Source organism: Clostridium sp. LIBA-8553, from assembly GCF_057782465.1.
Genome location: NZ_CM173489.1, coordinates 3,500,355 through 3,517,339 on the forward strand (window position 1 = coordinate 3,500,355; position 16,985 = coordinate 3,517,339).

General features: G+C 34.7%; 8 protein-coding genes, 2 tRNA genes and 3 rRNA genes. All 13 read left to right on the forward strand.

What is annotated here, in order from left to right; all coding sequences use genetic code 11:
- The first annotated feature begins 166 nt into the window (after positions 1–166).
- The 13 genes from dnaN (at position 167) to AC2JAQ_RS16060 (ending at position 16,929) form a co-directional block, all read left to right on the forward strand.
- Positions 167–1,267 carry a DNA polymerase III subunit beta gene (gene dnaN / locus AC2JAQ_RS16000; protein ID WP_423240344.1) on the forward strand — a complete coding sequence of 367 codons (1,101 nt, stop codon included), beginning with the start codon at positions 167–169 and terminating at the stop codon, positions 1,265–1,267.
- Between the two features lie 123 nt (positions 1,268–1,390).
- The gene (gene yaaA / locus AC2JAQ_RS16005) at positions 1,391–1,597 is read left to right on the forward strand and encodes a S4 domain-containing protein YaaA (RefSeq protein ID WP_488457251.1); all 207 of its coding nucleotides are present in this window, start codon (positions 1,391–1,393) and stop codon (positions 1,595–1,597) included.
- 55 nt (positions 1,598–1,652) lie between these two features.
- On the forward strand, positions 1,653–2,738 hold the full coding sequence (gene recF, locus AC2JAQ_RS16010; RefSeq protein WP_488457252.1) for a DNA replication/repair protein RecF: 1,086 nt from the start codon (positions 1,653–1,655) through the stop codon (positions 2,736–2,738).
- Between the two features lie 13 nt (positions 2,739–2,751).
- Positions 2,752–3,012: an extracellular matrix regulator RemB gene (gene remB, locus AC2JAQ_RS16015; protein WP_003451015.1), complete on the forward strand. Its 261-nt coding sequence runs from the start codon at positions 2,752–2,754 to the stop codon at positions 3,010–3,012.
- Positions 3,013–3,248: 236 nt separating this feature from the next.
- Positions 3,249–5,165, forward strand: a complete 1,917-nt coding sequence (gene gyrB, locus AC2JAQ_RS16020; RefSeq protein WP_488457253.1) for a DNA topoisomerase (ATP-hydrolyzing) subunit B — start codon at positions 3,249–3,251, stop codon at positions 5,163–5,165.
- Between the two features lie 21 nt (positions 5,166–5,186).
- A complete protein-coding gene (gyrA, locus tag AC2JAQ_RS16025) occupies positions 5,187–7,706 on the forward strand; it encodes a DNA gyrase subunit A (protein WP_488457254.1) in 2,520 nt (839 codons plus the stop codon).
- 553 nt (positions 7,707–8,259) lie between these two features.
- A 16S ribosomal RNA gene (locus AC2JAQ_RS16030) occupies positions 8,260–9,772 on the forward strand.
- A gap of 187 nt (positions 9,773–9,959) precedes the next feature.
- Positions 9,960–12,864: ribosomal RNA gene (locus AC2JAQ_RS16035) — 23S ribosomal RNA — on the forward strand.
- Positions 12,865–12,959: 95 nt separating this feature from the next.
- Positions 12,960–13,078: ribosomal RNA gene (gene rrf, locus AC2JAQ_RS16040) — 5S ribosomal RNA — on the forward strand.
- The 16S, 23S and 5S rRNA genes sit together here with 2 tRNA genes alongside, the layout of an rRNA operon.
- A gap of 5 nt (positions 13,079–13,083) precedes the next feature.
- A tRNA-Ile gene (locus tag AC2JAQ_RS16045) sits at positions 13,084–13,160 on the forward strand.
- A gap of 5 nt (positions 13,161–13,165) precedes the next feature.
- Positions 13,166–13,241: transfer RNA gene (locus AC2JAQ_RS16050), tRNA-Ala, on the forward strand.
- Positions 13,242–13,514: 273 nt separating this feature from the next.
- Positions 13,515–14,018 (forward strand): HD domain-containing protein, encoded by a 504-nt coding sequence (locus AC2JAQ_RS16055; protein ID WP_488457255.1) that lies wholly within the window; start codon positions 13,515–13,517, stop codon positions 14,016–14,018.
- Positions 14,019–14,169: 151 nt separating this feature from the next.
- Positions 14,170–16,929 (forward strand): UPF0182 family protein, encoded by a 2,760-nt coding sequence (locus tag AC2JAQ_RS16060; protein WP_488457256.1) that lies wholly within the window; start codon positions 14,170–14,172, stop codon positions 16,927–16,929.
- Positions 16,930–16,985: the final 56 nt, after the last annotated feature.

Here is a 16,985-nt window from a genome sequence, read left to right on the forward strand (position 1 = left end):
AAATCTCTGTAAGTCTTGATATATAAAAGGTTCCGAGGTTTATCCACAAATCCACAGGTACTATTACTATTATTATTATATATATTATCTATTAATATATCTATTATACAAAAATTCACACTGTGTATAACTTATGTGAATAAGTCCTAGAAGGAGGGTTTTAATTTTGATATTTACATGCGATAAAAATAAACTACAAGAATCTATAGCTATAGCTCAAAAAGCTATAACAGGAAAATCAACAATGCCTATATTAGAAGGTCTATACATAGAAGCTTCAGAAAATATAGTAACTATAATAGGATCAGATAAAGATGTTAGTATAGAGACTAAATTTGAAGCAGAAGTTACTGAGCCAGGTAAATTAGTTGTTGATGCTAAAATCTTTGGAGAAATAATAAGAAAGTTACCTAATGATAAAATTAAAATAGAAACAGTTTCAGAAGAAGCTATAAGAATAACATGTCAAAAGTCTGTTTTTGATTTATTACACATGAATGCAGAAGACTTCCCAAGTTTACCTAAAATAAATGAGAATATGATTTTCTCAATAAATCAAGGAATTCTTAAGAATATGATAAAAGGAACATCTTTTGCTATAGCTCAAGATGAAACAAGACCTATTCTTCAAGGAATATTATTCGAAATTAAAGATTCTAAATTAAACTTAGTAGCTTTAGATGGATATAGACTAGCAATAAGAACAGAAGATATAGATACTAACAATACAATCAATGCTGTTATACCAGGAAAAACTTTAAATGAAGTTGCTAAGATATTAGAAGACTCTGATGAAATAGTTAATATTACATTTACTCCAAATCATATATTATTTAATATGGGAGATACAAAAGTAATTTCTAGATTATTAGAAGGTGAATTTATAAAATACGATGCTTTATTACCAAAAGAACATAAATTACAGATTGAAGTAGATAAACAATCACTTCAAAATGGTATCGAAAGAGCATCACTTATGGCTAAAGAAGGAAATAGTAATTTAGTTAAGTTTGATATAACTGATGAAAACATAGTAATCACATCTAATTCTCAATTAGGAAAAGTTAGAGAAGAAGTTACTATAAAATTGCAAGGAGAAGAAATACAAATTGCATTCAACTCAAAATACCTTTTAGATGTTTTAAAAAATATGGAAGAGGATAAAATAGAATTAAGAATGACAAGTAGTATATCTCCTTGTATTATTAGAAATAAAAACAATGATTTGTGTGAATATCTAGTTTTACCAGTAAGAATAGCAAGATAATTTAAATTTATTTTATAACTATGGTGAGTTTAGTATTACTAAACTCACCATAGACTATTTTTTATTTTATTTTTGAAAGGAGAAACAATGTATTTATTTTTAATATACATTGAGTGAATAATTATGCAAGAAGTAAAAATTAATACAGAATTTATAAAGTTAGATTCATTTTTAAAATGGTGTGGAGCAGTTAGCTTAGGATCAGAAGCTAAAATGTTCATAATGGATGGAGAAGTTTTAGTTAACGGAGAGATTTGTACTCAAAGAGGAAAAAAATTAAGAATTGATGATACTGTAGAGTTCAATGGTGAAATTTATAAGTTAATTTAAAGATACATAGCCTAAAGAACATAAGAATATGGTATAATTAAATATAGGTGTTTTTATGTATATAAAAAGTTTGCAATTAATTAATTATAGAAATTATGAAAATTTATCAATCAAGCTTTGTCCGAATGTAAATGTCTTTATAGGTGATAATGCACAGGGAAAAACTAACGTGATAGAAGCAATATATTATTGTGGATTTGCTAAGTCCCATAGAACCAATAAAGACAGGGAGCTAATAGAGTGGAATAAGGACAGAGCTTTTATAAGGTTAGATGTTCATAAAGATAGATTAGATAAAATCATAGATGTGAATATTTTAAAAGACGGAAAAAAAGCTATTAGCATAAATTCAATAAGGATAAGTAAAATTGGAGAATTAATTGGAACGTTTAACGTTGTTATGTTCTCTCCAGAAGATTTGAAAATAGTAAAAGAATCTCCTGGAATAAGAAGAAAGTTTCTTGATATGGAGCTTAGTCAGTTAAATAGAAGATATTATCATAATTTAGTTCAATACAATAAAGTTTTACATGAAAGAAATTTAGTTCTTAAAAATAAAAATGTAAATGAAGAAATGTTAGATATATATGATATACAATTGGCTCAATATGGAGAGAATATTATTAAGACAAGATTAAATTACATTAAACAGTTAAACAAATATTCTAAAGAAATTCACAAAGAAATAACTTCAGGAAAAGAAGAGATTGAATTTAAATATATTTCAACTGTAAAAGATTTAGATAATATTAAAGATTCTATGATAAAGCTATTAGAACAAAATAGAAAAAAGGATATAGATAAAAGAGCAACATCTATAGGTCCGCATAGAGATGATTTTAATATATATTTAAATAATATAGATGCAAAGATTTATGGTTCACAAGGTCAACAAAGAACTAGTGTATTAACAATAAAATTTGCATCTTTAAAAATAATAAAAGAAATAACAGGGGAATATCCTGTGTTATTATTAGATGATGTATTGTCAGAGTTAGATTTTAATAGAAAAAGATATGTTTTAACATCTATAAAAAACATACAAACAGTAATAACATGTACAGGAATAGAGGATTTAACCAGTTATTTAGATGAAAACTCAAAAGTATTTAGAGTTATAAATGGACGTATTCAATGTTAAAGGAGGAGTATTTGTGTTTTTACATTTAGGAGAGAATGTAGTAGTTCCAGTTAAAGATGTTATAGGAATATTTGATATTCAAACTGCTATGTATAGTTCAGATACTATACAATTCTTAAGAATGGCTGAAGAGGATGGATTCGTTGAAAGAATTACAGATGAAAAGCCAAAATCTTTTGTTATAGCTGAGATAGATAAAATGAGTAAAGTATATCTTTCACCTATTTCATCATCTACATTAACAAAGCGTACAGATATTAATTATAATCCTTAAACTTTTGAATTAAGATAAACTTGAGGTTATTAACTTAAGATTTATTTTTTAAAGTTTTTATAAATATAGGATTGCCACATTTATTTGGGAAGGGTTAACCCATAGCCTTTAAATTAATAGCTCTTAAATAATGTTTACGTTAAGTGTGAGGATTGAAGGAATTTCAACTAAGTTGTTTGAGATTATTCACGGAAGACCCTATAAAAGTTAAATTGCTGCTATATAGGAGGAGTTATATGTTGGAGCAAAACAATCAAAATTATGATGCTAGTCAGATTCAAGTCTTAGAAGGATTAGAAGCTGTAAGAAAAAGACCAGGGATGTACATTGGTAGTACTAGTTCTAGAGGTCTTCATCATCTAGTTTACGAAATTGTTGATAACAGTATTGATGAAGCGTTAGCAGGATACTGTAAGAATATAAAAGTTTACATACACAAGGATAATTCAATTACTGTAGTTGATGACGGAAGAGGTATGCCAGTAGGAATCCATCCAAAGATGGGAAAACCAACTGTAGAAGTTATCATGACAGTTCTACACGCAGGAGGTAAATTCGGAGGGGGCGGATACAAGGTATCTGGTGGATTACATGGTGTTGGTGCATCTGTAGTTAATGCTCTTTCAGAATTATGCGAAGTAATTGTAACTAGAGATGGATATGTTTGGAAACAAATATATAAGAGAGGTGCAGTACTTACAGGTTTAGAGAAAATAGGAGAAGCTGAAGGAAGTGGAACTAAAGTTCACTTTAAACCAGATCCAGAAATATTTGAAGAAACTGAATATGATTTCGAAATTTTATCACAAAGACTTAGAGAGTTAGCATTCTTAAATAAAGGAATAAACATAACTCTTATTGATGAAAGAGAAGATGAAATAAAAGAAGAAGTATATCATTATGAAGGTGGTATAAAATCTTTTGTAAGCTATTTAAATAGAAATAAAGAAGTTCTACATGAAGAACCTATTTATGTAGAAGGACTTAAGGATGGAATCTCAGTAGAGGTTTCTTTACAATACCATGATGGATTTAATGAAAACATATTTACTTTTGCTAATAATATAGACACTGTTGAGGGAGGAACTCACTTAGCAGGATTTAAAACAGCTTTAACAAGAGTAATGAATGATTATGGTAGAAGATTTGGTCATTTAAAAGAATCAGATAAGAATTTATCAGGGGATGACATAAGAGAAGGTTTAACTGCTGTTATCTCTGTTAAAATATCTGAACCTCAATTTGAAGGACAGACTAAAACAAAACTAGGAAATAGTGAAGCTAGAAGTGCTGTGGATTCAATTTCAGGAGAAGGAATATCTACTTTCTTAGAAGAAAATCCTGAAGTTGGTAAAATAATAATAGAAAAAGCTTTATTAGCATCAAGAGCTAGAGAAGCTGCAAGAAGAGCTAGAGAGCTTACAAGAAAATCAGTTCTTGAAAGAAGTTCATTACCAGGTAAGCTTGCTGACTGTTCATCAAAAGATCCAAAGGAATGCGAAATTTATATAGTTGAGGGGGACTCAGCTGGTGGATCTGCGAAGCAAGGAAGAGATAGAAAGTTCCAAGCTATATTACCTTTAAGAGGTAAGATAATGAACGTAGAAAAGCAAAGATTAGATAAGATTTTAGGTTCAGATACTATAAGATCAATGGTAACCGCAATTGGTGCAGGTATAGGACCTGAATTTGATATAGAAAAAATAAGATACAATAGAATAATAATCATGACAGATGCTGACGTCGATGGTGCTCACATAAGAACTTTATTATTAACATTCTTCTATAGATATATGAGAGACTTAGTTGAGCAAGGTCACGTTTATATAGCACAACCACCACTATATAAAATTTCTAAAGGTAAACAAGAAAAATATGCATACTCAGATGCTGATGCAGACGAAATAATAGCTGATTTTGGTGGAAAAGACAGTAGTGTTAATGTACAAAGATACAAAGGTCTTGGAGAAATGAACGCAAACCAACTTTGGGAAACTACTATGGATCCAGAATCAAGAATATTATTAAGAGCAGATATTGAAGATGCTATGGTAGCTGATGAGATATTTACAATTCTTATGGGCGATAAAGTAGAGCCAAGAAGAGAATTTATTCAGAAGAATGCTAAGAATGTTAGCAATTTAGATATATAGTACTAATATGAGGTGAAGTACATGAGCTTTAATGAGGGAAAAGTAATACCCATAGATATAAATAAAGAAATGAAAAAATGCTACATAGACTATGCTATGAGCGTTATTGTTGGTAGAGCATTACCAGATGTTAGAGATGGTTTAAAACCAGTTCACAGAAGAATTTTATATTCAATGCAAGAATTAGGATTATATCCTGAGAAAGGATATAGAAAATGTGCCAGAATAGTTGGGGAAGTTTTAGGTAAATACCACCCACATGGTGATTCATCAGTTTATGATGCTTTAGTTAGAATGGCACAAGATTTCTCTTTAAGATATATGCTTGTTGACGGACATGGTAACTTCGGTTCTGTTGATGGAGACTCAGCAGCGGCAATGAGATATACAGAAGCTAAAATGAATAAAATAGCTTCTGAAATGTTAAGAGATATAAATAAAAATACTGTTGATTTTACACCAAACTTTGATGGTGAGGAAAAAGAGCCAGTTGTATTACCTTCAAGATATCCAAACCTTTTAGTTAATGGTTCATCAGGTATAGCTGTTGGTATGGCTACTAATATTCCACCACATAACTTAGGTGAGGTAATTGATGGAACTATAGCTCTTATAGACAATCCAGAATTAACGAGCTTAGAATTAATGACATACATTAAAGGTCCAGATTTCCCTACAGCTGGAATAATAATGGGGAAATCAGGGATAAGGGCTGCTTATGAAACTGGAAAAGGAAGAATAATAGTAAGAGCTAAAGCTGAGATTGAAGAAGAAAATGGAAGACACAGAATAATAGTAACTGAACTTCCATACCAAGTTAATAAAGCTAAGCTTATAGAATATATTGCAGATCTTGTTAAGGATAAAAAGATTACTGGAATATCAGATTTAAGAGATGAATCTGACAGAGAAGGTATGAGAATAGTTATAGAACTTAAGAGGGATGCAAATCCAAATGTTACATTAAACCTATTATATAAGCATACAAAAATGCAAGATACATTTGGAGTTATAATGCTTGCTTTAGTTGACAATCAACCACAAATATTAAACTTAAAACAAGTTTTAGTTCATTATATAAACTTCCAAAAAGATGTTATAACTAGAAGAACTCAATTTGAACTTAAAAAAGCTAAAGAAAGAGCTCACATATTGGAAGGATTAATAATAGCTCTTGATAATATTGATGAGGTTATAAACATTATAAGAAGTTCTAAGACTTCAGAGATAGCTAAGAATACACTTATTGAAAGATTTGATTTAAGTGAAAAACAAGCTGCTGCAATTTTAGAAATGAGACTTAGAAGACTTACTGGTCTTGAAAGAGATAAGATTGAAAATGAGTATAATGAACTTATGAAGTTAATAGATTACTTAAATGCAATCTTAGCTAGTGAGGAAAGATTATTAGAAGTTATAAAAGAAGAACTTCTAGAAATCAAAGCTAAGTACTCAGATGAAAGAAGAACTCAAATAGAAAAACAAGAAAATGAAATAGATATAGAAGATTTAATACAAGAAGAGGATGTTGTAATAACTCTTACTCATACTGGATATATTAAGAGAATATCTTCAGATGTTTACTCAGCTCAAAAGAGAGGTGGTAAGGGTATACAAGCAATGACAACAAAAGAAGATGACTTTGTTGAAAATGTACTTGTAACATCAACACACTCAAACTTATTATTCTTCACAACTAAAGGTAAAGTTTATAAGATTAAAGCTTATGAGGTACCAGATGCAGGAAGAACTGCTAAGGGAACAAACCTTGTAAATATATTACCTTTAGAAGCAGATGAAAAAATACAAACTGTTCTTTCATTTAAGGATGTTCAAGAAGATGGATATTTATTTATGGGAACTAAACTAGGAATAGTTAAGAAAACACCATTAAAAGACTTTAAGAACATAAGAAAGAATGGATTGATAGCATTAAACCTTAGAGAAGGTGATGAACTTCTAAGAGCTAAAATCACATATGGAGATGCAGATATTATATTTGTAACTCAAGACGGTAATGCTATAAGATTTAATGAAACAGATGTTAGACCTATGGGTAGAACTGCATCTGGAGTTAAAGCTATAAGCTTAAGAGATGGTGATATTGCTGTTTGTATGGATATAGCTGTAGAAGGAGAAAGATTACTAGTTGTTAGTGAAAATGGTTATGGTAAGAGAACTAACTTAGATGAGTATAAGGTTCAAAATAGAGGTGGAATAGGTCTTATAACATACAAAGTATCAGAAAAGACTGGTAAAGTTGTTGGTGCTACTGTATGTAAGGAAGATGATGAACTTATGCTTATAAATAACCAAGGGGTAGCTATAAGAATAAATGTAAGTGATATTTCAGTTACAAGTAGATCTGCAATGGGTGTTAAACTTATGAGGACTCTAGAGGATGAAGCAGTAGTAACTATTGCAAAAATATCTGGAGATAATGAAGAAGTAGAAGAAGAATCAACTTTATTGGATCAATTAGAAAGTACAAATGAAATTGCAGAAGAAGTAGCTACAGAAGTTAAAGAAGAGGAAAACTAATATAGTTTTAAATTAGCTCTGATGTTTTATAGCATCAGAGCTTTTTTTATAGAAATTTACATGTTTATTAAATTAAATAATAAAAAGTAAGTTAAATTAAGAGAAATATATAATAAAATATAATATTGATAAAATAAAATTTCTGAAGATATTTTAGATTTAGGTAAAGAAAAATAGGCAATAAGCGTAGAGAAAAGATAAAATGAGATATAAACTTTACCTAGTGTATCAATAATTAAATATATTAGAAAAGATAAGAAAATAAGAGGAAATAGAGTTTAATTTACTAAAATGAAGTGGAGTTTAAAAGCGTATTAGAAGGTATGTGATAAGATATTACTTGTCGCTGACGAACAGCAACAAACAAAAAACAAAACTTGGGAAACAAGTTAAAAAAGTTTTTTGAAGAAAAATGTTGACAAAGTTCGAAAGCGGTGATAAAATAAAGAAGTCGCTTGAGGGCGACTAAGAAATGGTCTTTGAAAATTAAACAGAAGATATTAACATAAACCAGCAATTCTTTTATAAGTAATATGAGTATAGATTAAACTTTTAAATTGAGAGTTTGATCCTGGCTCAGGATGAACGCTGGCGGCGTGCTTAACACATGCAAGTCGAGCGATGAAGTTTCCTTCGGGGAACGGATTAGCGGCGGACGGGTGAGTAACACGTGGGTAACCTGCCTCATAGAGTGGAATAGCCTCCCGAAAGGGAGATTAATACCGCATAATGTTGAGAGATGGCATCATCTTTTAACCAAAGGAGCAATCCGCTATGAGATGGACCCGCGGCGCATTAGCTAGTTGGTGGGGTAACGGCCTACCAAGGCGACGATGCGTAGCCGACCTGAGAGGGTGATCGGCCACATTGGGACTGAGACACGGCCCAGACTCCTACGGGAGGCAGCAGTGGGGAATATTGCACAATGGGGGAAACCCTGATGCAGCAACGCCGCGTGAGTGATGAAGGTTTTCGGATCGTAAAGCTCTGTCTTTGGGGAAGATAATGACGGTACCCAAGGAGGAAGCCACGGCTAACTACGTGCCAGCAGCCGCGGTAATACGTAGGTGGCGAGCGTTATCCGGATTTACTGGGCGTAAAGGGAGCGTAGGCGGATGATTAAGTGGGATGTGAAATACCCGGGCTCAACTTGGGTGCTGCATTCCAAACTGGTTATCTAGAGTGCAGGAGAGGAGAGTGGAATTCCTAGTGTAGCGGTGAAATGCGTAGAGATTAGGAAGAACACCAGTGGCGAAGGCGACTCTCTGGACTGTAACTGACGCTGAGGCTCGAAAGCGTGGGGAGCAAACAGGATTAGATACCCTGGTAGTCCACGCCGTAAACGATGAATACTAGGTGTGGGGGTTTCAACACCTCCGTGCCGCCGCTAACGCATTAAGTATTCCGCCTGGGGAGTACGGTCGCAAGATTAAAACTCAAAGGAATTGACGGGGACCCGCACAAGTAGCGGAGCATGTGGTTTAATTCGAAGCAACGCGAAGAACCTTACCTACACTTGACATCCCTTGCATTACTCTTAATCGAGGAAATCCCTTCGGGGACAAGGTGACAGGTGGTGCATGGTTGTCGTCAGCTCGTGTCGTGAGATGTTGGGTTAAGTCCCGCAACGAGCGCAACCCTTGTCGTTAGTTACTACCATTAAGTTGAGGACTCTAGCGAGACTGCCTGGGTTAACCAGGAGGAAGGTGGGGATGACGTCAAATCATCATGCCCCTTATGTGTAGGGCTACACACGTGCTACAATGGCTGGTACAGAGAGATGCAATACCGTGAGGTGGAGCCAAACTTTAAAACCAGTCTCAGTTCGGATTGTAGGCTGAAACTCGCCTACATGAAGCTGGAGTTACTAGTAATCGCGAATCAGAATGTCGCGGTGAATACGTTCCCGGGTCTTGTACACACCGCCCGTCACACCATGAGAGTTGGCAATACCCGAAGTCCGTGAGCTAACCGCAAGGAGGCAGCGGCCGAAGGTAGGGTCAGCGATTGGGGTGAAGTCGTAACAAGGTAGCCGTAGGAGAACCTGCGGCTGGATCACCTCCTTTCTAAGGAATACATCTTAGGATAACTAAGATGATAATGAATTCTGGATAATATCTCTGTTTAATTTTGAGAGACTATCTCTCAAAATTGTTCTTTGAAAATTGCACATAATTTAATTTATAGAAACAACAAGCCAAATTGGCAAAACCAATTTCTATTCTTTGTAAAATGAGAACTATAACTAATATAGGTCAAGCTACAAAGGGCGCATGGTGAATGCCTTGGCATCAGGAGCCGATGAAGGACGTGATAAGCTGCGATAAGCTTCGGGTAGGCGCACATAGCCTGAGATCCGAAGATCTCCGAATGAGGAAACTCACATGGGAAACCCCATGTATCATTAAGTGAATACATAGCTTAATGAAGGTAACCCAGGGAACTGAAACATCTAAGTACCTGGAGGAAGAGAAAGAAAAATCGATTTTCTTAGTAGCGGCGAGCGAAAGGGAAAGAGCCCAAACCGGAAACTTGTTTCCGGGGTTGTGGACATAACATAAAAGTGGAGGCTATTGTAACTGAAGAGAGCTGGAAAGCTCCACCGTAGAAGGTAATAGTCCTGTAAGTGAAACGAGAAGACCACGAGTTATGATCCAGAGTACCACGAGACACGTGAAACCTTGTGGGAAGCAGGGAGGACCACCTCCCAAGGCTAAATACTACCTGATGACCGATAGTGAAGCAGTACCGTGAGGGAAAGGTGAAAAGAACCCCGGGAGGGGAGTGAAATAGAACCTGAAACCGTGTGCCTACAACCGCTCAGAGCCCCTTATGAGGGTGATGAGGTGCTTTTTGTAGAACGAGCCAACGAGTTACGGTATGTAGCAAGGTTAAGTACTTAAGGTACGGAGCCGAAGGGAAACCGAGTCTGAATAGGGCGACTAGTTGCATGCCGTAGACCCGAAACCGGGTGACCTATCCATGGCCAGGTTGAAGCGAGGGTAAAACCTCGTGGAGGACCGAACCACGTTGCTGTTGAAAAAGCATGGGATGAGCTGTGGATAGCGGAGAAATTCCAATCGAACCCGGAGATAGCTGGTTCTCTCCGAAATAGCTTTAGGGCTAGCGTCGAGTATGAGTAGTGGAGGTAGAGCACTGAATGGGCTAGGGGGCATAGCGCTTACCGAACCTTATCAAACTCCGAATGCCACATACTTTGAGCTCGGCAGTCAGACTACGAATGATAAGATCCGTGGTCAAAAGGGAAACAGCCCAGATCGTCAGCTAAGGTCCCAAAGTGTAAGTTAAGTGGGAAAGGATGTGAGATTTCTAAGACAACTAGGATGTTGGCTTAGAAGCAGCCATTCATTAAAAGAGTGCGTAATAGCTCACTAGTCGAGAGATCTTGCGCCGAAAATGTAACGGGGCTAAACTTACCACCGAAGCTACGGGCTTGAACTTAGTTCAAGCGGTAGGAGAGCGTCGTAACCGGGCTGAAGTCGTACCGTAAGGAGCGGTGGACTGGTTACGAGTGAGAATGTTGGCATCAGTAGCGAGATGTGGGTGAGAATACCACAGGCCGAAAACCTAAGGTTTCCTCAGGAAGGTTCGTCCGCTGAGGGTTAGTCGGGACCTAAGCCGAGGCCGAAAGGCGTAGGTGATGGACAACTGGTTGATATTCCAGTACCACTACCATCGTTATTATCGATGGCGTGACGCAGGAGGATAGTGTGTGCTAGCTATTGGATGCTAGTCTAAGCGTTTAGGCAGTGAAAGTAGGCAAATCCGCTTTCATAATGCTGAGGCGTGATGGGGAAGGTTCCACGGAACCGAAGTACATGATTCCACGCTGCCAAGAAAAGCGTCTAGAGAGAGAAGTAGTGCCCGTACCGCAAACCGACACAGGTAGGTGAGGAGAGAATCCTAAGGCCGGCGGAAGAATTACAGTTAAGGAACTCGGCAAATTGACCCCGTAAGTTCGCGAGAAGGGGTGCCTACGAGAGTAGGCCGCAGAGAATAGGCCCAAGCAACTGTTTAGCAAAAACACAGGTCTCTGCTAAAGCGTAAGCTGATGTATAGGGGCTGACGCCTGCCCGGTGCTGGAAGGTTAAGGGGAACACTTAGCGCAAGCGAAGGTGTGAACTTAAGCCCCAGTAAACGGCGGCCGTAACTATAACGGTCCTAAGGTAGCGAAATTCCTTGTCAGGTAAGTTCTGACCCGCACGAATGGCGTAATGACTTGGGCACTGTCTCAACTGTAAATCCGGCGAAGTTGTAGTGCGAGTGAAGATGCTCGCTACCCGCGATTGGACGGAAAGACCCCGTAGAGCTTTACTGTAGCTTAGCATTGAGTTTTGGTATTGTCTGTACAGGATAGGTGGGAGGCTAGGAAACTAGGGCGTCAGCCTTAGTGGAGCCATCCTTGGGATACCACCCTGACAGTACTGAAATTCTAACTGGCGGCCATGAATCTGGTCACAGGACATTGTTAGGTGGGCAGTTTGACTGGGGCGGTCGCCTCCTAAAAAGTAACGGAGGCGCCCAAAGGTTCCCTCAGAACGGTCGGAAATCGTTCGTAGAGTGCAAAGGCAGAAGGGAGCCTGACTGCGACACCCACAAGTGGAGCAGGGACGAAAGTCGGGCTTAGTGATCCGGTGGTACCTCGTGGGAGGGCCATCGCTCAACGGATAAAAGCTACCTCGGGGATAACAGGCTGATCTCCCCCAAGAGTCCACATCGACGGGGAGGTTTGGCACCTCGATGTCGGCTCGTCGCATCCTGGGGCTGAAGTAGGTCCCAAGGGTTGGGCTGTTCGCCCATTAAAGCGGCACGCGAGCTGGGTTCAGAACGTCGTGAGACAGTTCGGTCCCTATCCGTCGCGGGCGTAGGAAATTTGAGAGGAGCTGTCCTTAGTACGAGAGGACCGGGATGGACTGACCTCTGGTGTACCAGTTGTTCCGCCAGGAGCACAGCTGGGTAGCTAAGTCGGGAATGGATAAACGCTGAAAGCATCTAAGCGTGAAGCCAACCTCAAGATGAGATTTCCCATAGCGTAAGCTAGTAAGATCCCTTGAAGAACACAAGGTTGATAGGTCGGGGGTGTAAGCATGGTAACATGTTCAGCTGACCGATACTAATAGATCGAGGGCTTGACCAAATATAGTAAATTAAATATGTGCAATTTTGAAAGAACAAAAACTTTCAAAAAATATGTTGACAAATTATTTTAGATTTGATAACATATACATGTCATCTGGTGATGATGCTCTTTAGGGTAACACCCGTTTTCCATTCCGAACACGAAGGTTAAGCCTATTGAGGCCGATGGTACTGCACGGGAGACTGTGTGGGAGAGTAGGTGGTTGCCAGGTAATATGGATCTTTAGCTCAGTTGGTTAGAGCAACCGGCTCATAACCGGTAGGTCCGGGGTTCGAGTCCCTGAAGGTCCACCATTTTTGGGGGTATAGCTCAGTTGGGAGAGCACCTGCCTTGCACGCAGGGGGTCAGGAGTTCGAATCTCCTTACCTCCACCAAAAACTCTAAACAAATGTTTAGAGTTTTTTTATTGTCTTAAATACATAAACAATTCTAAAAAATCTATAAGTTTCAAATTAATCTTAAAATTTTTCCACAAGAATTCAAAAAAACTAACAAGTTATCCACAGAAAATAGAGAAGTTATATACATATAAACATTTAATTGGTGGATAAATATATTAACGGAAAGATAATATATAATAATTATCTTTATATGTTATAATTTACAATATTAATATTTTTAATAAGAATAGAGGGTGAATACCTAATATGACTTACAGGATAAAGCAATTCTTTTGGGCTATTTCTGCTAATTTTAAAGAGTTAGATTATACTTATGTAGAAATTTTTTTAAATGATTATGAATTAAGTTTATTTAGAAGGCTAAAAAAGTCAGAACAACTACATTGTATAAAAGTTTCTAAGGATTGTATTAACTTAGCTAAAGCCAAAGGAATAGATTCAGAAATACAATTAAAAAAACTTTCTAAATTAGGTTTGTTACATGATATAGGAAAATTATATTATCCAATAAATACAATAACAAAATCTTTTTTAGTTTTAGGGAAAAGTTTATCTAATAATAAAATGAGCAAGTTTCAAAATATAAAAGCTATACACATTTATTATAATCACGGAGATAAAGCATTTAATTACCTAAGAGAAAATGATTATGATTTAGACTTTATAGAAGCAATTAAGGGACATCATTCTATGAAGTCTGGGAATAACATATTACTAGATATATTAAAAGAAGCAGATGATATGAATTAATTTAAAGTGATATTTCTTTATAGAATTTGTAAATATAAGTTTATATATAGATTTTATTAAAATTCAGAGCTTATTAACATATATCTGAATTTTAATAAAGTTTTATTTTAAGTATATATATGAAATATTAAAAATTTAAGGAGGGGAAATTTTGAAAAATAAGATACTAAATATAGTTCTTATAAGTGTCTTACTTCTAGTTGTAATTTTATTAGTTTCAACTAATTTTATTATTAATGTTCAATGGTTTAAAGAAGTAGGATATTTAAATGTATTTTTTACTAAACTAGTAGCTATATGCAAATTATTTATACCTATATTTATAATATATTTTGCTGTTATAGCTATATATCTTTTTACTTTAAGAAAAAGTATAAAGAATTTAGTAGGGGAATTTAAGTTTAAATCAATCAAAAAATATTTAGTGTTATTAAATTTAGGAATATCAGTATTAGGGGCTGGAGCTACTGCGGTAACCCAATGGTATAAAATTCTTCAATTTACTAATGCAGTTTCTTTTGGAGAGGTAGATCCTATATTTAATAAAGATATATCTTTTTATGTTTTTAAACTTCCATTAGTGCAATCTATTTTTAATGCTACTATATCATTAATAGTTATATTAGCTCTTATAACAGTTATAATATATTTAGCCTTAAGTATTAAAGATAAATTTTATCAAAACCAAGATAATGTTATAACTATAAATAGTAAGGTTGATGGCATAAGAAAATTTGCAGGAAAACAACTAGCAGTTTTAGCAGCAATATTATCATTGCTTATAGCTGGTGGTTATTTATTAAAAGCATATAATTTAGTTTATAGCACTAGGGGAGTAACCTATGGAGCAAGCTATACAGATGTTAAGATAACACTATTATTTTATAAGGTTATAGCTGTAGCTTGTGTAATAGCTTCGATAATAGTTTTTGTTTCAATATTAAAAACAAAATTTAGACCTATATTAATATCAATTGCAGCAATTGCGGTACTTATTGTCTTAGAACCTGTAGTAGCAATTCTTACTCAACAATTTGTTGTTAAGCCAAATGAAATGGAATTAGAAAAACCTTATATTTCTTATAATATTGATGCCACTAAAAAGGCTTTTAATGTTGATAATATTGAAGTAAAAGAAATGGAACCTAATGAGAATATAACTAGTGAAAAGCTAGAGGCTAATAAGGATATAATTGAAAACTTAAAGGTTAATTCAACAGGTCCTTTATTAAGTTTCTATCAACAAGTTCAACTTATAAAAAATTACTATCAATTTAATGATGCTGATACAGATAGATATGATATAAATGGAAAATATACTCAAGTATTTGTTGCACCAAGGGAAATAAATAGAGATGCTATGACTACATGGCAAAACAAACATCTTAGATATACTCATGGATATGGAGTAGCAATGAGTAGAGTTAATAGTGTAACAGAAGCTGGACAACCTGATTTTGTTATGAAGGATATACCGACAATCAATAATACAGATATTAATCTTGAGAATCCAAGAATATATTTTGGTGAAGGGGATAATGAATATGTTATTGTAAATACTGAAGGTGGTGAATTTGATTATCCAACAGGTGATACTGAAAATACATTTAATTATAATGGAACTGGTGGAATAAAAATGACACCGTTTAATAGATTATTATTTAGTATTTACGAAAAGAGCCCTAAAATGTTAATGTCTAGTTCTATAACATCAGAAAGTAGAATAATTCTTAATCGTAATATAGTTGAGAGAGTTCAGGCTATAGCGCCTTTCTTAACTTATGATAATGATCCATATGTGGTAGTTCATGAGGGAAGATTAGTTTGGATGATGGATGCATATACAACAACAGATAAATATCCTTTTTCAGAGCCTTATGAAGGAATAAACTATATAAGAAACTCTGTTAAAGTTGTTGTAGATGCTTTTAATGGAGATGTTAATTTCTATATAGCAGATGAAAATGATCCTATAATTGAGTGTTACTCAAAAATATATAAAGGTTTATTTAAACCTATTTCTGAAATGCCTCAAGACTTAAAAGAACATTTCAGATATCCTCAAAACTTATTTGAACTACAAAGTAAGGTTTTAACAAAGTATCATGTAGATGATCCTATTAAATTATTTACTGAAGAAGATTTATGGGATAGATCTTTAGAGATTGTTAAACATGGGGGAGAAAATTTAAATCAGGAAAGTGAAGGAAATGAAAAGTCAATTTTCGATAGTGTAAAAGAACCTAAAAATAATGAATTTGAAAATGAAGGTCTTTACCTTATGACAAAGTTACCTGGAGAAGAGAATGTTGAAATGATGCTTTTAGATTATTTTAATATGAGAGGTAAACAAAGTATGGTAGCTCTTCTTGGGGCAAGAATGGATGGAGATAACTATGGTGAATTAGTGATGTACAAGTTCCCTCCTCAAAGAACTATATATAGTCCGATTTTATTTAAGAATAGAATACAACAAGATCCTAATATATCTAAAGAAATAAGTCTTTGGACTGGAAAGGGATCAGAGGTTATATATGGTGATATAATTATTGTTCCTATAGATGACTCTTTATTATATTTGAATACAATTTATTTAAAAGCTGATTCAGGAAATGGTATGCCTGAAATGAAGAGGGTTATACTTTCTAATGGAGATAAAATAGTTATAGAGGAAAGTATTGAAAAGGCATTACTAAAATTATTTAACTATAGTTCATCAGAAGAGGAAAAAAATTCTGATGATAATGGAAATATCACTAGTGAAATACCAGTAAATAATGGTGGAATAAAAGAGGCTGCTGATTTATTTAATAAGGCTATAGAGGCACAAAAGAATGGTGATTGGGCTTCATATGGTGAATTTATAAATCAATTAGGAGATATTTTAAATAAAATATCTCAAGAGCAATAAAATAATTGGAGTGTATTAAATATCTTTTAGAATTTTATATTAAATTTCTAAGGAGC

What these genes read in the sequence shown, in the direction of transcription:
- yaaA (WP_488457251.1), top strand. Translation starts at nt 1,391, where the DNA reads ATGCAAGAAGTAAAAATTAATACAGAATTTATAAAGTTAGATTCATTT.
- recF (WP_488457252.1), top strand. Translation starts at nt 1,653, where the DNA reads ATGTATATAAAAAGTTTGCAATTAATTAATTATAGAAATTATGAAAAT.
- gyrB (WP_488457253.1), top strand. Translation starts at nt 3,249, where the DNA reads ATGTTGGAGCAAAACAATCAAAATTATGATGCTAGTCAGATTCAAGTC.
- gyrA (WP_488457254.1), top strand. Translation starts at nt 5,187, where the DNA reads ATGAGCTTTAATGAGGGAAAAGTAATACCCATAGATATAAATAAAGAA.
- AC2JAQ_RS16055 (WP_488457255.1), top strand. Translation starts at nt 13,515, where the DNA reads ATGACTTACAGGATAAAGCAATTCTTTTGGGCTATTTCTGCTAATTTT.